General features: G+C 68.8%; 18 protein-coding genes and 1 pseudogene. 10 read left to right on the forward strand and 9 right to left on the reverse strand.

What is annotated here, in order from left to right:
- Positions 1-44: 44 nt before the first annotated feature.
- The gene (locus ACFT7S_RS31305; protein ID WP_382737526.1) at positions 45-1,862 is read right to left on the reverse strand and encodes an ABC-F family ATP-binding cassette domain-containing protein; all 1,818 of its coding nucleotides are present in this window, start codon (positions 1,860-1,862) and stop codon (positions 45-47) included.
- 147 nt (positions 1,863-2,009) lie between these two features.
- Here ACFT7S_RS31305 and ACFT7S_RS31310 point away from each other — a divergent pair, with 147 nt between their 5' ends.
- Positions 2,010-2,666, forward strand: coding sequence for a lipoprotein (locus ACFT7S_RS31310; protein WP_382737527.1), 657 nt, complete (start codon positions 2,010-2,012; stop codon positions 2,664-2,666).
- A 76-nt stretch (positions 2,667-2,742) separates the two neighbouring features.
- Here the strand turns inward: ACFT7S_RS31310 and ACFT7S_RS31315 are convergent, their stop codons facing one another.
- The 6 genes and pseudogenes from ACFT7S_RS31315 to rsmI all read right to left on the reverse strand — a co-directional run bounded on the left by ACFT7S_RS31315 (position 2,743) and on the right by rsmI (position 7,195).
- The gene (locus ACFT7S_RS31315; RefSeq protein WP_382737528.1) at positions 2,743-3,648 is read right to left on the reverse strand and encodes a 4-(cytidine 5'-diphospho)-2-C-methyl-D-erythritol kinase; all 906 of its coding nucleotides are present in this window, start codon (positions 3,646-3,648) and stop codon (positions 2,743-2,745) included.
- Positions 3,645-4,529 (reverse strand): 16S rRNA (adenine(1518)-N(6)/adenine(1519)-N(6))-dimethyltransferase RsmA, encoded by an 885-nt coding sequence (gene rsmA / locus ACFT7S_RS31320; protein WP_382737529.1) that lies wholly within the window; start codon positions 4,527-4,529, stop codon positions 3,645-3,647. Before rsmA ends, ACFT7S_RS31315 begins: the two co-directional genes overlap by 4 nt.
- 60 nt (positions 4,530-4,589) lie before the next feature.
- Positions 4,590-4,817, reverse strand: a pseudogene (locus tag ACFT7S_RS31325) (ubiquitin-like domain-containing protein); the annotation flags it as partial.
- A 46-nt stretch (positions 4,818-4,863) separates the two neighbouring features.
- A complete protein-coding gene (locus ACFT7S_RS31330) occupies positions 4,864-5,730 on the reverse strand; it encodes a TatD family hydrolase (RefSeq protein ID WP_382737530.1) in 867 nt (288 codons plus the stop codon).
- Positions 5,731-5,785: 55 nt separating this feature from the next.
- Entirely contained in the window at positions 5,786-6,139 is a 354-nt protein-coding gene (locus tag ACFT7S_RS31335; protein WP_382737531.1) for a hypothetical protein, read from the reverse strand.
- 165 nt (positions 6,140-6,304) lie between these two features.
- The gene (gene rsmI, locus ACFT7S_RS31340) at positions 6,305-7,195 is read right to left on the reverse strand and encodes a 16S rRNA (cytidine(1402)-2'-O)-methyltransferase (RefSeq protein WP_382737532.1); all 891 of its coding nucleotides are present in this window, start codon (positions 7,193-7,195) and stop codon (positions 6,305-6,307) included.
- Between the two features lie 53 nt (positions 7,196-7,248).
- Between rsmI and ACFT7S_RS31345 the strand changes: the two genes are divergently transcribed.
- Positions 7,249-9,015 carry a dolichyl-phosphate-mannose--protein mannosyltransferase gene (locus tag ACFT7S_RS31345; protein ID WP_382737533.1) on the forward strand — a complete coding sequence of 589 codons (1,767 nt, stop codon included), beginning with the start codon at positions 7,249-7,251 and terminating at the stop codon, positions 9,013-9,015.
- A gap of 1,630 nt (positions 9,016-10,645) precedes the next feature.
- Positions 10,646-10,939, forward strand: a complete 294-nt coding sequence (locus tag ACFT7S_RS31350; RefSeq protein ID WP_382737534.1) for a hypothetical protein — start codon at positions 10,646-10,648, stop codon at positions 10,937-10,939.
- Positions 10,940-11,492: 553 nt separating this feature from the next.
- Here ACFT7S_RS31350 and ACFT7S_RS31355 read toward each other — a convergent pair.
- Both ACFT7S_RS31355 and ACFT7S_RS31360 read right to left on the reverse strand, forming a co-directional pair.
- On the reverse strand, positions 11,493-12,740 hold the full coding sequence (locus tag ACFT7S_RS31355; RefSeq protein ID WP_382737536.1) for an XRE family transcriptional regulator: 1,248 nt from the start codon (positions 12,738-12,740) through the stop codon (positions 11,493-11,495).
- 160 nt (positions 12,741-12,900) lie between these two features.
- On the reverse strand, positions 12,901-13,230 hold the full coding sequence (locus ACFT7S_RS31360) for a GntR family transcriptional regulator (protein ID WP_382737538.1): 330 nt from the start codon (positions 13,228-13,230) through the stop codon (positions 12,901-12,903).
- A 316-nt stretch (positions 13,231-13,546) separates the two neighbouring features.
- On the opposite strand from ACFT7S_RS31360, the gene ACFT7S_RS31365 reads away from it, so the two are divergent.
- The 7 genes from ACFT7S_RS31365 (at position 13,547) to ACFT7S_RS31395 (ending at position 20,917) form a co-directional block, all read left to right on the forward strand.
- Positions 13,547-13,810, forward strand: coding sequence for a hypothetical protein (locus ACFT7S_RS31365; protein ID WP_382737540.1), 264 nt, complete (start codon positions 13,547-13,549; stop codon positions 13,808-13,810).
- Positions 13,807-14,595, forward strand: a complete 789-nt coding sequence (locus ACFT7S_RS31370; protein ID WP_382737541.1) for a hypothetical protein — start codon at positions 13,807-13,809, stop codon at positions 14,593-14,595. The genes ACFT7S_RS31365 and ACFT7S_RS31370 overlap by 4 nt, the downstream gene beginning before the upstream one ends.
- Before the next feature lie 2 nt (positions 14,596-14,597).
- A complete protein-coding gene (locus tag ACFT7S_RS31375; protein ID WP_382737543.1) occupies positions 14,598-15,200 on the forward strand; it encodes an HNH endonuclease in 603 nt (200 codons plus the stop codon).
- Positions 15,197-16,840: an ATP-binding protein gene (locus tag ACFT7S_RS31380; RefSeq protein ID WP_382737545.1), complete on the forward strand. Its 1,644-nt coding sequence runs from the start codon at positions 15,197-15,199 to the stop codon at positions 16,838-16,840. Before ACFT7S_RS31375 ends, ACFT7S_RS31380 begins: the two co-directional genes overlap by 4 nt.
- A gap of 249 nt (positions 16,841-17,089) precedes the next feature.
- Positions 17,090-17,311, forward strand: a complete 222-nt coding sequence (locus tag ACFT7S_RS31385) for a helix-turn-helix domain-containing protein (RefSeq protein ID WP_382737547.1) — start codon at positions 17,090-17,092, stop codon at positions 17,309-17,311.
- 452 nt (positions 17,312-17,763) lie between these two features.
- Entirely contained in the window at positions 17,764-19,023 is a 1,260-nt protein-coding gene (locus ACFT7S_RS31390) for a tyrosine-type recombinase/integrase (RefSeq protein ID WP_382737549.1), read from the forward strand.
- A gap of 259 nt (positions 19,024-19,282) precedes the next feature.
- Positions 19,283-20,917, forward strand: coding sequence for a penicillin-binding transpeptidase domain-containing protein (locus ACFT7S_RS31395; protein ID WP_382737551.1), 1,635 nt, complete (start codon positions 19,283-19,285; stop codon positions 20,915-20,917).
- Positions 20,918-20,943 lie beyond the last annotated feature (26 nt).

Raw genomic sequence — 20,943 nt, forward strand, 5'->3', positions numbered from 1 at the left:
TTTCTATCACCCGCCCCGAACGCACCACCGGTCACAGTCGACGGTCAGGAATCCTCGGCCAGTTCCAGCCAGCGCATCTCCAGCACATCGCGCTCCGCGACCAGTTCACGCAGCTCGGCGTCGAGCTTCGCGACCTTCCCGAAGTCGGTGGAGTTGTCGGCGATCTGCGCGTGCAGGGTCGTTTCCCTCGTCGACATCTTCTCCAGCTGCCGCTCGACCTTCTGGAGTTCCTTCTTCGCGGCACGCGCGGCCTGCGGCGAGACGACCTCGGCCGGGGCGGGCCTCATTCCGGAGGTCCCGGACGCGGAGGCCGGGGTGGCGGTCTCCTCCATCCGCTGCCTGCGCTCCAGGTACTCGTCGATCCCGCGCGGCAGCATCCGCAGCGCACGGTCACCGAGCAGGGCCATCACCTTGTCGGTGGTCCGCTCGATGAAGAACCGGTCGTGGGAGATCACGATCATCGACCCGGGCCAGCTGTCGAGGAGGTCCTCCAGCTGCGTCAGGGTCTCGATGTCCAGGTCGTTGGTGGGCTCGTCGAGGAAGAGGACGTTGGGCTCGTCCATCAGCAGCCGCAGGATCTGGAGCCTGCGCCGCTCGCCACCGGACAGGTCACCGACGGGCGTCCACTGCTTCTCCTTGGTGAAGCCGAACTGCTCGCAGAGCTGCCCCGCGGTCATCTCCCGGCCCTTGCCGAGGTCGACGCGGTCGCGGATCTGCTGCACGGCCTCCAGCACCCGCAGGTTCGGGTTGAGCTCGGCAACCTCCTGCGAGAGGTAGGCCAGCTTGACCGTCTTGCCGACGACGACCTTGCCCGCGGCGGGCTGTTCGTCGCCCTGCGTGCGGCACGCCTCGGCGAGCGCCCGCAGCAGCGAGGTCTTGCCCGCACCGTTGATCCCGACCAGGCCGATCCGGTCGCCGGGGCCGAGCTGCCAGGTGAGGTGGGTGAGCAGCGTCTTGGGTCCGGCCTGGACCGTCACGTCCTCCAGATCGAAGACGGTCTTGCCGAGCCGGGCATTGGCGAACTTCATCAGCGCGCTGGTGTCGCGCGGCGGCGGCACATCGGCGATCAGCTCGTTGGCCGCCTCGATGCGGTAGCGCGGCTTGGACGTACGGGCGGGGGCGCCGCGCCGCAGCCAGGCCAGCTCCTTGCGCATCAGGTTCTGTCGCTTGCCCTCCTCGGTGGCGGCGATCCGCTCCCGCTCGGCCCGCGCGAACACGTAGTCGCTGTAGCCGCCCTCGTACTCGTGGACCGAGCCGCGCTGGACGTCCCACATGCTCGTACAGACCTGGTCGAGGAACCACCGGTCGTGAGTGACGCAGACCAGCGCCGAGCGGCGGGTCCGCAGATGGCCGGCCAGCCAGGAGATGCCCTCGACGTCGAGGTGGTTGGTGGGCTCGTCGAGGACGATCAGGTCCGGCTCGCCGATGAGCAGCTTGGCGAGCGCGATGCGGCGCCGCTCGCCACCGGAGAGGGGGGCGATGACGGTGTCCAGGCCGTGCTCGAAGCCGGGGAGTGCGAGGCTGCCGAAGAGTCCGGTGAGTACGTCACGGATCTTGGCGCTGCCCGCCCATTCGTGGTCGGCGAGATCGCCGATGACCTCGTGACGGATGGTCGCCGTCGGGTCGAGGGAGTCGTGCTGGGTGAGGACACCGAGGCGCAGCCCGCCGTTGTGGGTGACGCGGCCGGTGTCCGCGTCCTCCAGCTTGGCGAGCATCCGGATGAGAGTCGTCTTGCCGTCGCCGTTACGGCCGACCACACCGATCCGGTCGCCCTCGGACACCCCGAGAGATACACCGTCGAGCAGGGCACGGGTGCCGTACACCTTGCTGACCTGCTCGACATTGACCAGATTGACGGCCATTTCACTCCTGCCTGGGGGGTCCCTGCGTCGGGGACCGCTCGAAGTCCCAGGGTAGTCGCCGCCAGAGGTGCGATAGCGTGCGGCAATCGATCTTGGGGAGTAACCCCAGGTCGGAGCGGTGGGGAACATCTCAGGGGTGGGGACTTCATGAAGAAGCGGTACGCGGTACGGACTCTGGTTCCGGCGGTCCTGGCGACAGTGGCGCTGACCGGATGCTCGTCTTCGGACGGTGGTACGGGCACCGCCAAGCAGTCACGGAAGACGACCGGCACCGCCGAGAGCGCCGACACCGCTGCCGGGAAGCCCGTCACCAAGGGCGGCACGCTCGGCGCCGCCGGTTCGGCCTGCCCGATGCCCGTCGCCTTCGACTACGCGACGTCCTGGAAGCCGGAGGCCGTCGAGGTGGACCCCGGCTCCGAGCTGGCCGCGCTGGGTGAGCAGGGCCCGGTCAGGATGGTCTGCGAGATCGACGCGAAGCCGGCGGGGAACATCGGCTACCTCCGGGTGTGGGCGGGCGACCCGTCCGACAGCGGGCCGCGCGCGGTGCTTGAGGCGTTCCTCGCGGCCGACCCGACCGCCGGCAAGGCCGCGTACACCGAGTTCGAGGCCGGCTCCCTGACCGCCACGGAGGTCACGTACACCGTGAGCAGCGAGCTGCTGGACGAGCCGAAGACCGAGCGCGCCTTCGCGGTCGCCACCCCGGACGGCCCGGTCGTGGTGCACCTGGGCGGGCTCGACTCCGACGAGCACCAGCAGATGCTGCCCGCGTACGAGCTGGCGAAGAAGACCCTGAAGCTCGGCTGACACCCTTCCGGGCCTGTTTCCGGCCCTGTTTCCGGGCCCTGTTTCCGGGCCCTGTTTCCGGGCCCTGTTTCCGGCCCTAGGGGGTCAGGACCGTCGCCCCCGGTGCCGGAGACACGGCTACCCGCGCGGTCCTGCACGTCCCCGACGTGATCAGTGCCTGTGCCACCTTCTGCGCCGACTCCTCGTCCGCCACCAGGAACGCGGTCGTGGGCCCGGAGCCCGAGACCAGGGCGGCCAGGGCACCCGCCGCGGTGCCCGCGGCGAGGGTGTCGGCCAGCGAAGGGCGCAGGGAGAGGGCGGCGGCCTGGAGGTCGTTGCTCAGGGCGTCCGCGAGTGCGGTGGTGTCCCCGGCGCGCAGCGCGTCCAGGAGCGGGGCGGACGCGGCGGGCTCCGGGACGTCCGTATCCGCGGTGAGCCGGTCGAATTCGCTGTAGACCGCCGGGGTGGACAGCCCGCCATCGGCGACCGCGAAGACCCAGTGGAAGGTGCCCCCGACCTCGATCGGGGTCAGCCGCTCGCCGCGTCCGACGCCGAGTGCGGCCCCGCCGACCAGGCTGAACGGAACGTCGCTGCCCAGCTCGGCGCAGAGCGCGAGGAGTTCCTCGCGGGTGGATCCGGTGGACCAGAGGGCGTCGCAGGCCAGCAGGGCGGCGGCGCCGTCGGCACTGCCGCCCGCCATGCCGCCCGCGACCGGAATGTCCTTGGCGATGTGGATGTGCACATCGGGCGCGAGGCCGTGCCTCTCGGCCAGCGCGATCGCGGCGCGGGCGGCGAGGTTCGTGGCGTCCAGCGGGACCTGCGCGGCGTCCGGACCCGAGCAGGTGACCGTCAGCCGCTCGGCGGGGGTGACGGTGACCTGGTCGTACAGGCCGACGGCGAGGAAGACGTTGGCCAGGTCGTGGAAGCCGTCGGGGCGCGGAGCGCCGACCGCGAGCTGCACATTGACCTTGGCGGGGACGCGGACGGTGACGCTGCGGGTCATGCGGACGGCTCCGGCTTGCTCTGCGGCTTGTTCTCGGCGATCGCGGCGAACTCCTCGACCGTCAGCGCCTCGCCGCGGGCCTGCGGCGAGATACCGGCCGCGACGAGCGCGGCCTCGGCGGCCGGCGCGGAACCCGCCCAGCCGGACAGGGCGGCGCGCAGCGTCTTGCGGCGCTGGGCGAAGGCGGCGTCGACGACCGCGAAGACCTCGGTACGGCTCGCGCTGGTCCTGATCGGCTCCGTGCGCCGCACCAGGGACACCAGCCCCGAGTCGACGTTCGGCGCGGGCCAGAAGACCGTGCGGCCGATGGACCCGGCGCGCTTGACGTCCGCGTACCAGTTCGCCTTGACCGACGGCACGCCGTAGACCTTGTTGCCCGGCTTCGCGGCCAGCCGGTCGGCGACCTCGGCCTGCACCATCACGAGCGTGCGCTCGATGCTCGGGAAGCGCTCCAGCATGGTGAGCAGGACCGGCACGGCCACGTTGTACGGGAGATTGGCCACCAGCGCGGTGGGCGGGGGGCCCGGCAGCTCGCGGACCAGCATCGCGTCGGAGTGGACGAGGGCGAACCGGTCAACGCGTTCCGGCATCCGGGCTGCGACCGTGGCGGGCAGGGCGCCCGCGAGCACGTCGTCGATCTCGACGGCGACGACCCGGTCGGCGGCCTCCAGCAGCGCCAGGGTCAGCGAGCCCAGTCCCGGCCCCACCTCGACCACGACGTCGTCGGGGCGCACCTCGGCGGTGCGCACGATCCGGCGGACGGTGTTGGCGTCGATGACGAAGTTCTGACCGCGCTGCTTGGTCGGGCGTACGCCCAGTTTCGCTGCCAGGTCGCGGATGTCTGCGGGGCCCAGGAGGGCGTCGGGCTCTGTGCTGCTCACCCGCTAAGCGTACGGCCGCAGTGCGGCCACGGACTCGCCCCCCGTTGCACGTAGAGCATCCTCTTCCTGGAGGAGGTCGCCGACGTCGTCGGCGAAGGTGTGCAGGGTGCGCGGTTGCCCGTCGACGCTCAGCCGGGCGGCCTTGTCGTGGACGACGAACGCCGAGGTACCACCGGCCAGGAAAGCGACGACCAGGGCCTGCGGGACGAGCCGTCGCAGACGGCGACGGGTGCGGCCGGCGTACGCCGGCCGCCGCGCCCTGCATGGTGACTGCCTTGCGAGCTTCGGTGACCCTCCAAAGCAATGCGACTACACAGCGTGGCCGTGTCGCGGCTCAGTAGTCGAATGCGCGTGCCGTGTTGTCGGAGATCGCCGCCGCCAGGGCGTCCTCGCCGACCCCCTTCACCTCGGCCATCGCGCGGAGCGTGACCGGAATGAGGTAGGGCGCGTTGGGCCGTCCGCGGTACGGGGCGGGGGTGAGGAAGGGTGCGTCCGTCTCGACCAGGACCAGCTCCATCGGCGCGACGGCCAGGGCATCGCGCAGCGGCTGGGCGTTCTTGAAGGTGACGTTGCCCGCGAAGGACATGAAGTATCCGGCGTCCGCGCAGATCCGGGCCATGTCGGCGTCGCCGGAGTAGCAGTGGAAGACGGTCCGCTCGGGGGCACCCGCGTCGGCGAGGATACGCAGCACGTCCGCGTGCGCCTCGCGGTCGTGGATGACGAGGGCCTTGCCGTGACGCTTGGCGATCTCGATGTGCGCCCGGAAGGACTCCTCCTGGGCGGCCATGCCCTCGGGGCCCGTACGGAAGTAGTCGAGGCCGGTCTCGCCGACTCCGCGTACATGGTCGAGCGCGGCCAGTACGTCGATCTCGGCGAGCGCTTCGTCGAGCGCCGCCTTCCCGCCCGGCTCCCGGACCCCCTGGCGCGCGGTGCCCTCCGGGTCGCCGTGCACGATGCGGGGCGCCTCGTTGGGGTGGAGGGCGACGGAGGCGTGGACGGCGGCGTGGGCCGCCGCGATGTCGGCGGCCCAGTGCGAGCCGGCCACGTCGCAGCCGACCTGGATCACGGTCGTCACATTGACGGCGGCGGCCCTGGCCAGGGCCTCCTCGACGGTTCCGTCCTGCATGTCGAGGTGGGTGTGCGAATCGGCGACCGGCACCCGGAGGGGTTCGGGCAGCGGCGGGGCTTCCGTACGGCTCATGCCCACGATCGTACGAGGATCATGGGCACGGGCTCACGTGCGGTGGAGCACCGGCTCACTTGCGGTGGAAGGGGTGCAGCAGGTGGGAGAAGTGCCAGTGGTGTTCCGGCTCCGGCGAGACCGGCGCGGGGGCTGACGCGGTCCCTTCGGGAAGCCGGTGTTCGAGCAGCTGCTGAACGGTCGAGACCCGGCCGGACCGCATGATCCGGACGACGTGCCCGCCGCAGTTCGTGCAGGTCGGCGTGGACAGCGGGGACGGCACGCGTTCCCCGTCCGCCTTGTAGACGACGAATGCGTTACCGGAACCGTCGACGTGGTGCTCTATCTCGTAGGCCTGTTCCCAGCCGTATCCGCACCTCATGCACGCGAACGCGTACGCCTCATGCACGGTGGTTGCGATCTCGCTCATGCCTGCTCCTCTTGTCCGCCGGACAAGCACTCCGAGGAATGCGTCCCACCATCCAGTGGACGCCTTTCCCGGCGGGAGCGCACCAGGCCAAGCCGAGTGTTGGAGCGGTCTTGGCCTTCTCGTGGCCAAAGGGCCCGGTACGCGGCTCGGGCTTTGCCTTTCAGATTAGTCCTTGCCCTCGGCAGGGGCAGTTCGAGCCGCGTTCTTTGCCGCGACCACCGCATCGAACACCTCGCGCTTGGGCAGGCCCGCGTCGGCGGCGACCGCGGCGATGGCCTCCTTGCGGCGCTCCCCCGCCTCCTCGCGCACCTGCACCCTGCGCACCAGCTCCTCGGCGTCCAGGCCCTCGTTGCCGGAGTCCGTGGCGCCCTCGACGACGACGGTGATCTCGCCGCGTACGCCCTCGGCCGCCCAGACGGCGAGCTCGCCCAGCGGGCCGCGCTTCACTTCCTCGTACGTCTTGGTCAGCTCGCGGCACACGGCGGCCCTGCGGTCCGCGCCGAACACCTCGGCCATCGCCGCCAGGGTGTCGTCGAGCCGGTGCGGGGCCTCGAAGAAGACCATCGTGCGACGTTCGCCGGCCACCTCGCCGAGCTTGCCGAGGCGTTCGCCCGCCTTGCGCGGCAGGAAGCCCTCGAAGCAGAAACGGTCAACGGGCAGGCCGGACAGGGCGAGCGCGGTCAGCACGGCCGAGGGGCCCGGCACCGCGGTGACCTTGATGTCCTTCTCCACGGCCGCGGCGACGAGCCGGTAGCCCGGGTCGGAGACGGACGGCATCCCGGCGTCGGTGACGAGCAGGACGCGGGCGCCGCCGATCAGTGCCTCGACGAGTTCGGGCGTACGGGCCGTCTCGTTGCCCTCGAAGTAGGAGACCACACGCCCCGTGGTCTGGATGCCCAGCGCCTGGGTGAGGCGGCGCAGCCGCCGGGTGTCCTCGGCGGCGACGATGTCGGCCGTCGACAGCTCGGCGGCGAGTCGTGGCGGGGCGTCCGCCACGTCGCCGATGGGGGTCCCTGCGAGTACCAGCGTTCCAGTCGATCCAGTCACATGGGCCATCCTCCCAGCACGGGCGGCACCCTTCGCACAGATGCGTTCCCTACGATGGCGCGGTGACGAGTACTGCACCCGAAGCACAGCAGGGCCAGGACGCCGGGGACGCCTACGGCGCGCAGCCGCCTGCCTGGCAGCAGCGGCTGCGCCGCTTCGGCCATGTGCCCCGGCCGGAGACAGGGCTGCGTGAACGGCTGGTACCGCCGTACACCCGCCCGGGACGCCGGTTCTGGGCGGCGCTCGGGGTGCCGCCGACCCTGGCAGGCCATCTGGTCCGCTGGTCCGCGTGGGGCGGGCCGCTGCTGGTGGCGCTGGTCGCCGGGGTGCTGCGGTTCTGGAATCTGGGCAAGCCGGACGCGGTGATATTCGACGAGACGTATTACGCGAAGGACGCCTGGGCGCTGGTCAACCAGGGGTACGAGGGGGCCTGGCCCAAGGACATCGACAAGTCGATTCTTGCCGATCCCTCGAAGGTGCCGATCCCGGTGGAGCCCGGCTATGTCGTGCATCCGCCGGTCGGCAAGTGGATCATCGGGGCCGGTGAGCAGCTCTTCGGCTTCACCCCGTTCGGCTGGCGCTTCATGGTGGCGGTGCTCGGCACGCTGTCCGTGCTGATGCTCTGCCGGATCGGCCGCAGGCTGTTCCGCTCCACGTTCCTGGGCTGCCTGGCGGGCGCGCTGCTCGCGGTGGACGGGCTGCACTTCGTGATGAGCCGCACCGCGCTGCTCGACCTGGTCCTGATGTTCTTCGTGCTCGCGGCCTTCGGGTGCCTGGTGGCCGACCGGGACTGGGCACGCCGGAGACTGGCGGCCGCGCTCCCGGTCGACGAGGACGGGGTCATGCGCCCCGACGCCCGGATCGCGGAGACGCTGCGCCTGGGGTGGCGGCCGTGGCGGCTCGCGGCGGGCCTGATGCTCGGACTGGCCTTCGGGACCAAGTGGAACGGTCTGTACATCCTGGCCGCGTTCGGTGTGATGGCGGTGCTGTGGGACGTGGGCGCGCGGCGCACGGCGGGTGCGGTGCAGCCGTACGCGGCCGTACTGCGCCGGGATCTGGTGCCCGCGTTCGTCTCGACGGTGCCGGTCGCGATCGGCACGTATCTCGTGACGTGGACGGGCTGGATCGTCACGGACAAGGGGTACTACCGGAACTGGGCGGCGACGGAGGGCAAGGGCGGCTCGTTCACCTGGCTGCCGGACTGGCTGCGCAGCCTGTGGCATTACGAGTACCAGGTGTACGAGTTCCATGTCGGGCTGACCTCCGGGCACACGTACGAGTCCAATCCATGGAGCTGGATCGTGCTCGGCCGCCCCGTCTCGTACTTCTACGAGGAGCAGGCGGGCTGCGCGGCGTCGGCGACCGGCAAGTGCGCGCGCGAGGTGCTGGCGATCGGCACTCCGATGCTGTGGTGGGCGTCGTGCTTCGCGCTGCTGTACGTGCTGTGGCGGTGGTTCTTCCAGCGCGACTGGCGGGCGGGTGCGATCGCGTGCGGTGTGGCGGCGGGCTGGGTGCCGTGGTTCTTCTACCAGGAGCGGACGATCTTCCTGTTCTACGCGGTCGTCTTCGTACCGTTCCTGTGTCTGGCGGTGACGATGATGATCGGCGCGATGATCGGACCCGCCGCGGGAGCGGTGCCCGGCAAGGACCTGGATCTGACGACGAGCGATCCGTCCGGTGAACGCCGGCGGACGCTGGGGGCGGTGGCCGCCGGTGTGCTGGTGCTGCTGATCGTCTGGAACTTCGTCTATTTCTGGCCGCTGTACACGGGCACGTCCATCCCGGAGAACTCCTGGCGCGATCGGATGTGGCTGGACACCTGGGTCTAGCAGGGAAGAGGCGTAAAGAGGGCGCGGCCACTGGCCGCGCCCTCTTGGTGGTTGTTGGCCGCCATTGGTGACCGTTGGCGGGCGTCGGACGGCCCACAGACGGCCCGGGCTGCTATCGATAGCGGGCCGACCTGCTATCGATAGCAGCCCCGATAGCGGCCCAAGTGGGCCCTGATCAGGTCGCTAGCGCATAGCGGACCGCCCACGGAAGACCCCGATCCGCGTCCCACGGCCGTAGCCACGCGGCCGGCGGTGACGCTATCGGGCCGCCCGGCCAGCGGCGCGGGTCAGAAGGAAGGGCAAGAAGGACCACCCTTCGGGCGGACGGCTTTCGGGCGCCCTCTCTCGGGAGCTCCCGGAGGCTCGTGTGCGCCCGCGGGGCACAGATGCCTGACGGATGCCTTCCAAGAGGGGCGTCGTTCCCCATTGGAAGGCGTCGCACGGCCCTGCCGTAAGGCCCAGATGCACACCGGCCCGTAGAGCCCCGCACTCCCTCGGTGAGGGTCCGAGACCCCCGGGGGTGAGATAGGCCCCGAGAAGCCCCGTAGCGACGCAGCGTGACGTCAGTTTCGCGCTTCGCGCGCGCACGCGTAGGAATCCTGCCGGAAACTGGGAAACCGGAAACTTCGCCGCTCCCTGCGATGGTGGCGGCTGCTTGCCTCAGGGGCAGTCATCACCTGAAGACACCACTCAGCTCCTGGGGCCGTGGCCCCTTCCCGCGACCGCCCACGCACAAGCACAAGCACAAGCACAAGCACAAGCACAAGCAAGAAGAGCACCCAGTCGGGGCGTGGGTCGTGCTCCTCTTGCTGTTCGGCGCGACCGCCCCCCACTGAAATGCCGTCCGTAGCCCACAACAGAGCGTCAGAGGGCATCGGCGCTTGAGCACGTCCGGCCCCCGCCCCTCCTGGGTGGCTCACCGACGCATTTCAGTGGGGCAGGAGGCCTTCCGCTTAGCTCTCCCCGCACCTCTTACTAGAGAGTTGAGAGAAGACAGCGTCCGCAGCGTCCGAACATGCACCCGCACAAGCCCTGACCTGTACAGACACTGCGGACGCTAAGCAAAATGTGTAGTGTCCGCCAGCGTCCGCAGCGTCCGCAACGACTTCCCCCGCTTAAGAGCATTACCGCAGGTGAAGACGGCTCTTAACAGATAGGCAGTGCGGACGCTACGGACGCTAGCCCTCGACGGAGGTTGGCTGAAACATCGGGGCAGAATCTTCCACTTAAGCGTCGCCGCTAGCGGAAAACCTGACATGACCTGCGCACTGGCACCCTTACGTTGTCCAGAATATCGGGCCGATTTTCGCTCGTATGGGAGTTTTCGGCCAGTCGGCTTGGCAGTTGACAAGAAATGCCCCCTGCCCGAATGGATCACATTCAAACCCATTGAGTCCGCCGCGCCCCTTCCGTCGGGGGCGCCAGAATCATCTCCAGCCCTTGGCGAGAAAGCGATTGCCTTTACGTGACTCCCATGTAAAGAATGGTTCGAGCCTGCCGCTTGGGCAGAGCAACAGAGCCCAAGCACTACTTCAGTCAGCTCCGGTAGACACTACGTCGATCCATTGCTGGCCTGATGCTCAAATTCGCGAGACCGACTCTAAAAGAGAAGAGGCTCAGAATGGTAAGCGTGAAGCGCACCATTGCAGCGATCGGATTCGGCGCTATGGCCACCCTCGGCCTCACTGCCCCGCAGGCGGTGGCTGGCGAGGTAGGCGTGCAGACGGTGTCCTGCATAAAGAGCGTCGGTGGGACAGGGGGCTGGGTCGAGTGCACGGGCAGCGGCCAGTGGCGTACGGTCTCGATCTGCGATTTTGAAGCAGACCGCACAAGCGTGTGGTACTCGCAGAGCGGCGGAACTCTCCGAAAGAACGTGCTTGAGTGCCGGTTCGACCTGGCGGATATCAGGATCGAGAAGCGGTAAATCCGCCTGCCACTCGTTACATGACTGACGCCCTCGCCACTGCAGTCGCGCTTGACCTGTCGACAGGTCACGCAAATTCTCGATACTGAATTACCAGAGTTGAGAAGATGGTCAGCAACGAGAAATAGCGCCCGGCCGATATGTCGGTCGGGCGCTGCGCTTTTCCGCAGACGGGCCCAACAACGCGCCATGATCGTTATCTCGAATCGAGAGCTGGCGAGTGGCCGACCACCGGCCACGCTTAGTGGTCCAGTTCCTGTGTTGCCCCGTGTCGCCCTCCGTCGATGCGCCGCGGCAGCCAGGCTGCGGGGCGATCGACGAGCGCTCGCGCAGCGAGCTGCCAAGGAATGTGCGGCTTGGCCGCTCCGTACATCGCCTTTCTGGCCAGCGGGGCCCTGGATTGCCCTGCTAGACCTAGCGCCCACCCCCGCTAGGTCTAGCACCGCCGCTAGCGGCCAAAACTGGGATTGACCAGCGGACTAGCGGCTATCGGCACACACGTCAGAACCCCGGCTTCGACGTGAACCCGGGGTTCTGTAGGCATAGGTACGCGCTATTGAGGCAGGAAGCCGGGCTTCTCTTGGCCCAGCGCCCGCAAGTGTGCGAGGTAGTCCTGAGCCGAGGGCTCATCGCTGTATCGGCGCTTGACTTCTGCCGCGAGCTCGCGACTCGTCATGATGAGCGAGGGCACCGACTGCCTGTCGCCCTGAAGCGCCCGCTCCCCCATGATGAGCGCCTGTTCCAGGTCGCCCTCGCGCGCCGCAGTCACACCGAGCGTCACCCGCGCCTCAGCATTGCGCATCGGGGATCGCTCCGTGCCGTCGAAATCTGTACCCGCACGGAGCACTTCCTCGGCAAGGTTCCGGGCCAGCTTGTCCTCGCCCACCAGGCGGTAGCAGTCCATCGAGTAGAAGTCGAACTTCGCAGGGTCGACCACAAAGTGGTTGTCCAGATTCTCCGGATGCGGCATACCTTCGAGTAGGCGCCGGCCTCTGTCGAGAGCGACCTCGACCTGTCGACGGTCACCGAGTCGCGCCCAAGCCTTCGCTTCCTGACCTGCGAGCTGCACGGCCACTCCGTGGTGAGCTGCGACTTCTGTACCGGCTTGAGCCGCGACGATGACTCCCCTGTAGTCACCAGTGGTGAGTGCGAACCAGGCTCGCATCTCGTGTGCCCAACCAGCCACTTCGGGGTGGTCCGACTCGGTCGCGAGAGACAGGGCGGCCCGCCGCGTCGACTCGGCCGCATGACGATCCCCAGAGTCGTACTCGACGCAGCCAACGAGGAGGGCCAGCCACCCGGACAGCGCGAGTACCTCGCGGTGCTGGGCAAGCGTGAGGCTCTTCGAGTGGAGCTCCACAACCCGTCGCAGCCACTGGCGCCCCTCGATGAGGAGTTGGCTGCTCGGCATGAATGGATACTCGGAGCAGAGCCGGTCAGTCGTGATCCGCAAAGCGTCGAGCGTCGCGTTGTCCACGTCGGATCGGTTGAGACGACTCACGATTTCCAGCGTCTCCATACCGCTCACAGCCAGGATCTCCCTCTCTCCGTCTCGCCGGGACGGCGCCGGAAACAGCGCGTGCGTCACTGTGCCGAAGACGGCCGCGATAACGGGGCGATAGAACTCGTTCGGGAGAGCACCAGACTCCCAGCGCTTCCACTGCCGGATCATGCTGTCGTCGGACGGGAGCTCCGACGGCGCGTGGCCGCGAAGCGCTCGCACCGCATCCCGCTGTGCCCAATCACGCGCCGCTCGCTCCGCAGCGATTCGCCTTGCCCATGCGGGCCTGTCGTCGCCCATGTGCCCTCTTCTCCGAGTGCTTACCGCGAGTCTGGCCGATCCGCCGGGGGGACACGCAAGAGGACAGTATGGGGACATCGGTGCTGTCCCCACGACGGCCGCAATGCCCCCCAGGTGTCACCTACTGCACACGCCTCGTTTCCCGCAGGGTGGATACAGATCAAGCACGGCCCGAATCGGAGCGCCCTTCCAGCGCTGCGACCCGTTCAGTCAACGCCTGAATCTGGGAGCGGATTTCCTTGAGCTCGTCGCCCTTATCGCCCGCTCCGCCGCCACTCACGAAGTTGCCCATATTTCCCGCCGAGACGATCGCTCCCTCGGCACGCAGGATCGCAAGGCCGTTCTGGATGGTCTGGCCGGCGAACCCGAACCGGTCCACCAATTCCCTTTGCGTGGGCAGCCGTTCACCAGGCTGCATCCTCCTGACGTCCTCGCGGAGCACATCGGCCACCTGCACGGCCTTCGGCTTGGGAATCCCAGTGTCAGTCATGCCCTGAGAGTACCCACTAGAGCGAACTAGCGCACGCTACCGCGTGGCACTTGACGACTAGCTCACACTAGTGCACGCTAGTTCATAGATGGAGCCAGTGAACGGGGCTCTAAACGCAGAAAAGCCCTGGTCAAAGACCTAGGGCTCAGCAGGGAGCGGCGCTCGCGGCCAAGCAAAGTCACCGCTCCCCGACCCTCGAAGGGGTAAGACCATGATGCCTGGAATCCTTACGGAGCGCGCTGCCGCTGGTCGGCTGGTCAGCAACGTTGATGTGTTCGGGAGCTGTGAGCCGCAGGGTCGTGAGGTGCGGGTCGCGGTGAGCATCCCGGTGTGCCTGACGTTCGCGGAACTGCTGGGGCTGCTGATGTTCCAGGGTTCGCTGACGCATGACGAGCTGAGCGACGAGGCAACGATCCGCGAGTCGCTCCAGTACGCCGTGCTCCAGACGGACCTGTACGCGATGGAGTCCTACGCCCTGCGGGCGATGGCCATGTACGAGGGCAACGGCAAGCCCGAGGACTTCGAGTACGTCACGTCCCTGGCGGCTGCCATCACCCGCGTGTTCGGGGTGTCGGCATGACGACCGCCCTGGACGCGCTGTACGCGCACGTCACGCTGCCGCCCGGGCCGGTGTTCTGCCTCGCGGAGATGGACCGCAGGCAGGAGGGGGATGACTTCCCCACCATCCCCGTGAACGGCCTGGAGCTGGACGTCAACGAGGCGGCAGCCGCCCTGTTCGAGGTCGTGGCCGACGGCTTCGCCCTCCCGGTCCCCACCACGGATCACCTCTACAGCGCCTTGCGAACGGCCGTCACCACATTGGGCCCGGCAGGTATCGCAGAGGTCTCCCAGAGGTTCGCGGACCTGCCCCAGGCCGGGTCCCCCAGGGTCGGTCACTGCCAGCGCTTCGCCTACCGCCTGGCCCTGTCCTTCTGGTACGCCGGAGCCCGCTCCCGCCCCATGACCGTCGGGGAAGCCGGAGTCGCCCTGTACCTGTCGTCCCTGCACCGCTACCGCATGGCCGACTTCCGGGAGCTCCCGCGCCGGGCCCTGCTGATCTCCCGCTCCCTGCACGAAGGGGTCGTGGCGGTGCCCACGGAGACACTGATCCGGCTCGGGGCGTTCATGTCCGCCGAGTTCGGCGTGCCGGCCGACCGGCAGCGCGAGCGGGAGTGGCTGTACAAGCAGGCACTCCCGGACTACCACCGGCGCCGGTTCTGCTTCGACGTGATGCGCTCCGGCCAGGCGCAGTCCCAGCCCATGCCGCTCATCGTCCGGCCGGACACGGGCGGGCACACCGTCGGCCTGACCCCGCCTGCTGGCCCGGGTGGCGTGCGGGTGCGGTCGATGCGGGCGGAGTGGTAGGCGTGAGTGTCCGTCACCTCACCGCGTCGCGCCGCCGCGCCCGTAAGGAACAGCTCGCCCGCCGCCACGGGCAGCGGTGCACGTACTGCCGCCGCCCGTTCGCGTCGCTGCGGGACGCGACCCTGGACCACATCGTGCCGGTCTCCCTGTTCCGCACATGGTCGGTCGTTCACCTGACCCTGGCGTGCGTCGACTGCAACCACGCCAAGGCCGACCGGCTCCCGCTCTCCATCGCCCTCCTTCTGGCCTGGACCTACCTGCCTGACCAGCGTGACGAGGCGCGTCACACCCCCCGTCACACCGACCCGATCGGTGTGGGCGTTCACCCGACCGACGACGTGTTCACGGCCGACCGATCGGTGTTCACCGACACCGACCCGTCGACCCGACCGGGCCCGACCGGACTCGGCCCGCAGCACGTGCGGTGGCTGCTGCTGGCCCGACTCGTTCACGCCCGACCGGCCACTGAACGGTCGACCCCTGACCAGACAAAACACCACACGACGGCCCGCCGGGCGGTGCGGTTCGGTCGGCTCGAACACGCCCGACGGACCGCCCGACTGAACACGTATGAACAGCCGACCGATCGAGGGGTGAGCGCATGAACACCGCCGTACAGCGCGTGAACGGGACGACCCGACCGATCGACCCGATCGCCCCGATCGCCCCGACCGAGTCGGCGGGTCGACCGGCCGTGAACAAGACCCGACCGGCGAAGCAGCCGACCGAGGACGGCGGCAAGAAGCCGTCTGCGGCCGTCCGACTCGTGGCCATGGCCCGCGAGCAGTACACGTTCGTCATGTCGACCGACGGCCGTCCCTACGCGGTCGCGATCGACGGGCCCAACCTCGCGCTTCCGCTGCGTGGCCGCACCGGTCTGCGCCAGCGCCTGGCCCGGCTGTACGCCGACACCTTCGAAGGGGACGTGGCGTCACAGTCCGCGCTCGCCGATGCCATGACGGTCCTGGAGGGCATCGCCGACTCCAACGACCCGGTGCCGGTGCATCTGCGGGTCGGACACGACGACGCGGGAACCCTCGTGGTCGACCTCGGTACGGCCGATGGCCGTGCGGTGACTCTGTCGGCCGGCGGATGGCACGTCGTGGACCGCTCGCCGGTTCTCTTCCGGCGGTCGGGGGCCATGGCGCCGATGCCCACCCCGATTCTGGTGGGGGATGGTCTGTCGAAGCTTCACGCGCTGCTGAACATGGATGAGTCCACGTTCCGTCAGCTCGTGGCGTGGCTGGTCGCCGCCTGGATTCCGAAGATCCCGCACCCGGTCCTGACGTTCAAGGGCGAGCAGGGCACGGGCAAGTCGAAGACGGCGCAGATGGTCGTGAATCTCATCGACCCGTCGCCCGCTTCGAAGCGGTCGCAGCCGCGGGACATCAAGGCGTGGTCCGCTCAGGCGTTCAACTCCTGGGCGCTGTGCCTGGACAACATCAGCACGATTCCGCCGTGGCTCTCCGACACCCTGTGCAAGGCCGTCACCGGGGACGGGATCGTGGACCGGGCCCTGTACACCGACGACGACGTCGTCGTTCTCTCCTTCCGCCGTGTGCTCGCCATGACGACCATCGACGCCGGAGCGCTCGCGGGGGACCTCGCCGAACGGCTGCTGATGCTCGATCTCCAGCTGATCGACGAGGAACGGCGCCGGACCGAGGAGGAGTTGGACGACGCGTTCGAGGCCGTGCGCCCGTCCGTCCTCGGCTCGCTCTGTGACCTGCTGGCCACCGTGCTCGCGGTCCTGCCGTCCATCCGGCTCGCCACGATGCCGCGCATGGCCGACTTCGCCCGCGTGCTCGCGGCCGTCGACCAGGTCATGGACTGGAACACCCTGGACGACTACCTCGCCGCATCGGCGAACGTCGCCGGAGACGCGTTGGAGGGCGACCAGTTCGGCTCCGCCGTCGCCGCCCTGGTCGAGCAGGCCGGAACCTGGACCGGCACAGCCGCCCAACTCCTGGAACAGGCACAGCCGCCCGGCGGTGTCCGGCCGCAGAACTGGCCCAAGGACGCCACCCGCGCGGGCGGCAAGGTCAAACGCCTCGCCCCGCTCCTGCGGTCCGTTGGGATCACCGTGGACGACACGCAGCGTAGCCCCGGCAAGCACCGCCACCGCCTCTTCGTTCTCTCGCGGACGGAGAGCACAGCGTCCGCAGTGTCCGCACCGCAGGAGGCGGCCCTGTGGCCCGAGGTAACCCCCGCCGGGCAGGGCCACAACCCGCCCGACCTGCACTGACGTAGCCGGAACACCACCGGGCCGGGCCGCGAAACAGCGGCCCGGATACGTCACCCGCTGCGGACGCTGAAGCCGTCCAGTGTCCGCAGCGTCCGCACAGCGTCCGAAGCTCTCACCCTTCCTGAACTGCGGAAAAGCGCTCTGTCGGACGCTGGGACGCTGCGGACACTGAAATACACCAACTCTCTAGGACGGCGACCGGCACCACTCCCACGCACCGCACCACGGACACGAGGAGTCACCACCGCCATGGCCACCGACCCCCGCGCGACCCTCCGCGCAGGACTCCCGGACCGCTACCTCACCCCCGAAGACCTCGCCGCAATGCTCGTCCTGCCGATCGAGACCGTCTACCACTGGCGCAAGCAGCGCATCGGACCGCCCGGCTTCCGCGTCGGCCGGCACGTCCGCTACGACCCCGCCGCAGTCCGCGCCTGGATCGACCAGCAGACCGACCGCGACGCCGCCTGACGCAGTGACCGAGAGGGGGGAGGTAGAGCCCTCCCCCTCTACCCGAAGACCCCGAGCGCTCCACAATCACGCCGCCGCGATGGCTCTACCCAGCCCCCTCAAGTAGCGGGCCCCCTCTACCCCGGTAGAGGGGGCGGTAAGGGCCCCTGACCTGCGAGGTAAAGCCGGTAGAGGGGGCACGGGCAGCCACCACCGAAACCCGTGCCTTGCCGCCCACGACCGCCCGGTGCGCGGCAGGGAGTCGACGCCCCGCGCACCAGGGAGGCAGGGAGAACTCCCTCACCGCCTCCCTGACCCACCTCCCTGGATCTGACCAGCGCAAACACCTTCCAGGGAGGCAGGGAGGCGTCCGCCCGCAGCACTGAAAAGGCCCCGTCAGGGGTCCACGCCGAGGGGCACTCCTGCCTCCCTCTCCAAGCACCCATCCGGACATACCGAGAGGACACAGCCACATGGCTGGCCACATCCAAGACCGCTGGTACAAGACCGAGACCGGCCCCGCCGGTAAGCCCGTACGCGTCCAGACCGACCGCCACGGCACCGGCATGCGATACCGCGCCCGCTACATCGGCCCCGACGGAACCGAGAAGAGCAAGTCCTTCCCCGACCGACAGAAGCGCCTCGCCGAACAGTGGTTGACCGCGACGGCTGTCGACATGTCGCGCGGGCAGTACACCGATCCGCGAGGAGCACGGATTACCTTCCAGCAGTTCGCCGAGACCTGGGTGAAGACCCACACCACCGAGATCAACAGCCGCGAGGCCGCCGAGCGGCGACTGAGGCTGCACGCATACCCGTACATCGGAACGAGGCCGCTCCCCTCGTTCCAGCCCGGCCATATCCGCACTTGGCTCGGTGAGCTTGAAGCCGCCGTGCCCGCGGCCTCGCACCGCCGCATCATCTTCGGCACCGTGTCCGCCGCCTTCAGCGCAGCCACGGATGACGGTCTCCTCACCAAGAACCCCTGCCGAGCCCGGTCGGTGCAGACACCGAAGCCAAGCCGTCCTCGGGTCGTACCGTGGACCGCCTCGCAGGTGTTCGGCGTGCAAGCCGCCCTGCCCGAGCACCTGCGTCTAGCCGTGGACGTGGCCGGCGGGTGCGGACTACGACAAGGGGAAGTGTTCGGTCTCGACGTCGAGGAGCTGGATTGCGAGGGTGGCTGGCTCTCAGTTCAGCATCAGCTCAAGCGGATCAGGGGCAAGTTCGTCTTCGCCCTCCCGAAGGGGAGGAAGCTCCGCGATGTGCCTCTCCCGGACGCTGTGGCCGACGCGATTCGCGCTCACATCGAGCGGCATCCGCCGGTCAAGGTGACGTTGCCCTGGCGGACACCGGACGGCCCGCCCGTCACGAAGAAGCTCATCTTCACCGGGCCTTCCGACGACCATGTACGTGTGAGCCACTTCAACGACCACATGTGGAAGCCCGCACTCGCAGCCGCGGGCATCATTCCCGAACCGGAGGAAGGCCAGCGGTACGCGGCGGCGCCCCAGCACGGGATGCATGCTCTTCGCCACTTCTACGCGTCGGTCCTCTTGGACGCGGGGGAGAACATCCGGGCCGTGAGCCAGTACCTCGGTCACTCCGACCCTGGCTTCACCCTCCGCACCTACACGCACCTCATGCCGAGCAGCGAGGGCCGTACCCGGAAGGCCGTGGATGGGCTCTACCGCTCTCCCGGGAAGCATGATCACGGCCCTGAGACGGCCCAGTAACCGCCCGACGGCCCCGATTTGCGACGAAACCGCAGGTCGGGGCCAGGGCATGACCCATGCACGAAGCTTCGTCTATTTCTGGCCGCTGTACACGGGCACGTCCATCCCGGAGAACTCCTGGCGCGACCGGATGTGGCTCGATACGTGGGTCTGATCCCGGTCCAATAACAGCCGCCCCACCTGTCCCTGCTCTCCCGTAGAGTGCCGGGAAATTCCCCTTGAACATGTTCAAGGGGGCTCCTGGGGAGGGGACCGCACGATGCGCAGTGGAGCGAAGGTCGCCGTAATAGGCGGCGTGTTCATGCTGGCGGCCGGCGGCGTCGGCTACGGCGCGTACAACGTTGTCGGGGGCGGCAGCGAGGACGACGGGCTGAAAGCCACGGACGCCTCCTCGGAGGTGAAGACGGGGCCGCCCAGCGAGGCGGAGATAACCGGGACCTCGAAGGAGTTCCTGAAGGCGTGGGCGGCCGGTGACGCGACGGCCGCGTCCCTGCTCACCAATAACGAGTCCGGCGCCGCACCGCTGCTCACCGGCTACACCGAGGACGCCCATGTCACCCGGGCCGTGATCACTCCGGGTCCCGCGGTGGGCGCGAAGGTGCCGTACACGGTAAAGGCGACGGTCTCGTACGAGGGCAGGACGAAGACCCTGTCGTACGCCTCCGAACTGACCGTGGTGCGGGGCCTGACCAGCGGGAAGGCGCTCGTCGACTGGGAGCCCACGGTGATCCACCCGCAGCTGACCGACGGGGCGACCCTGCACACGGGCCAGTCGTCGACGCCGGAGATCGAGGCCGTCGACCGCAACGACAAGGTCCTGGACACGAAGACGTATCCGTCGCTGGCACCGGTGCTGGCCACGCTGCGGGAGAAGTACGGGGCGAAGAGCGGTGGCACGGCAGGGATCGAGACCTGGATCGAGCCCGCCGACGAGTCGGCGCCGAAGACGACGCTGCTGACCCTGACGAAGGGGAAGCCCGGCAGGCTCCGGACGACGATCGAGGCCGGTGCCCAGGCGGCGGCCGAGCAGGCCGTGAAGAAGTACAGCCAGGCGTCGGTGGTCGCGGTCCAGCCCTCGACGGGCGCGATCAGCGCGGTCGCCAACAACCCGGTGACCGACTTCAACGCGGCGATGCAGGGCAAGCAGGCGCCCGGTTCCACGCTGAAGATCGTGACCGCGGCGATGCTGATCGAGAAGGGTCTGGTCTCGGCGACCCGCCCGGTCGAATGCCCCGAGGAGGTGCTGTACGAGGGGAACACCTTCCACAATCTGAAGCGCTTCTCCCTCCCGCCGACCGACGCGTTCACGACGAGCTTCGCCCGCTCCTGCAACACGGCCTTCATCAAGAAGATCGACGAGGTGAACGACGACTCCGCGCTCGGCAAGGAGGCGAGGGACGTCTTCGGGATAGGGCTTGACTGGAAGACCGGCATCTTCTCGACCGACGGCAGCATTCCCGAGGCGGTCGGCGGCGAGGCCGCGGCGCAGTACATCGGCCAGGGCACGGTTCAGATGAACGCCCTCAACATCGCGTCCATCACCGCCACCGCCCGCACCGGCACCTTCCACCAGCCGGTCATCGTGCCGCAGTCCCTGGACGGCCGGCAGCTCGCCGTCGCGTCCCGCTCGCTGCCGGCCCATGTCACCGACCAGCTGAACAACATGATGCGCGCGACGGCGGCCTGGGGCACCGGCAAGGCCGCCATGGCCTCGGTCGGCGGCGACAAGGGCGCCAAGACGGGCTCGGCGGAGGTCGACGGACAGGCCGTGTCCAACAGCTGGTTCACCGGATTCAGCAATGACCTGGCCGCAGCGGCAGTCGTCCAGTCCGGCGGCCACGGCGGAGACGCGGCGGGCCCGGTGGTGGCGGCGGTACTGCGAGCGGGCAGCTGACCTCAGGGTCTTTCATTTGGATCGGA

Origin of the sequence: Streptomyces sp. NPDC057136, from assembly GCF_042670885.1 — a bacterium.
Classification (GTDB): domain Bacteria; phylum Actinomycetota; class Actinomycetes; order Streptomycetales; family Streptomycetaceae; genus Streptomyces.

What these genes read in the sequence shown, in the direction of transcription:
- rsmI (WP_382737532.1), bottom strand. Translation starts at nt 7,195, where the DNA reads ATGGCCCATGTGACTGGATCGACTGGAACGCTGGTACTCGCAGGGACC.
- ACFT7S_RS31310 (WP_382737527.1), top strand. Translation starts at nt 2,010, where the DNA reads ATGAAGAAGCGGTACGCGGTACGGACTCTGGTTCCGGCGGTCCTGGCG.
- ACFT7S_RS31355 (WP_382737536.1), bottom strand. Translation starts at nt 12,740, where the DNA reads ATGGGCGACGACAGGCCCGCATGGGCAAGGCGAATCGCTGCGGAGCGA.
- ACFT7S_RS31370 (WP_382737541.1), top strand. Translation starts at nt 13,807, where the DNA reads ATGACGACCGCCCTGGACGCGCTGTACGCGCACGTCACGCTGCCGCCC.
- ACFT7S_RS31390 (WP_382737549.1), top strand. Translation starts at nt 17,764, where the DNA reads ATGGCTGGCCACATCCAAGACCGCTGGTACAAGACCGAGACCGGCCCC.
- ACFT7S_RS31330 (WP_382737530.1), bottom strand. Translation starts at nt 5,730, where the DNA reads ATGAGCCGTACGGAAGCCCCGCCGCTGCCCGAACCCCTCCGGGTGCCG.
- ACFT7S_RS31385 (WP_382737547.1), top strand. Translation starts at nt 17,090, where the DNA reads ATGGCCACCGACCCCCGCGCGACCCTCCGCGCAGGACTCCCGGACCGC.
- ACFT7S_RS31305 (WP_382737526.1), bottom strand. Translation starts at nt 1,862, where the DNA reads ATGGCCGTCAATCTGGTCAATGTCGAGCAGGTCAGCAAGGTGTACGGC.
- ACFT7S_RS31380 (WP_382737545.1), top strand. Translation starts at nt 15,197, where the DNA reads ATGAACACCGCCGTACAGCGCGTGAACGGGACGACCCGACCGATCGAC.
- ACFT7S_RS31395 (WP_382737551.1), top strand. Translation starts at nt 19,283, where the DNA reads ATGCGCAGTGGAGCGAAGGTCGCCGTAATAGGCGGCGTGTTCATGCTG.
- ACFT7S_RS31360 (WP_382737538.1), bottom strand. Translation starts at nt 13,230, where the DNA reads ATGACTGACACTGGGATTCCCAAGCCGAAGGCCGTGCAGGTGGCCGAT.
- ACFT7S_RS31315 (WP_382737528.1), bottom strand. Translation starts at nt 3,648, where the DNA reads ATGACCCGCAGCGTCACCGTCCGCGTCCCCGCCAAGGTCAATGTGCAG.
- ACFT7S_RS31335 (WP_382737531.1), bottom strand. Translation starts at nt 6,139, where the DNA reads ATGAGCGAGATCGCAACCACCGTGCATGAGGCGTACGCGTTCGCGTGC.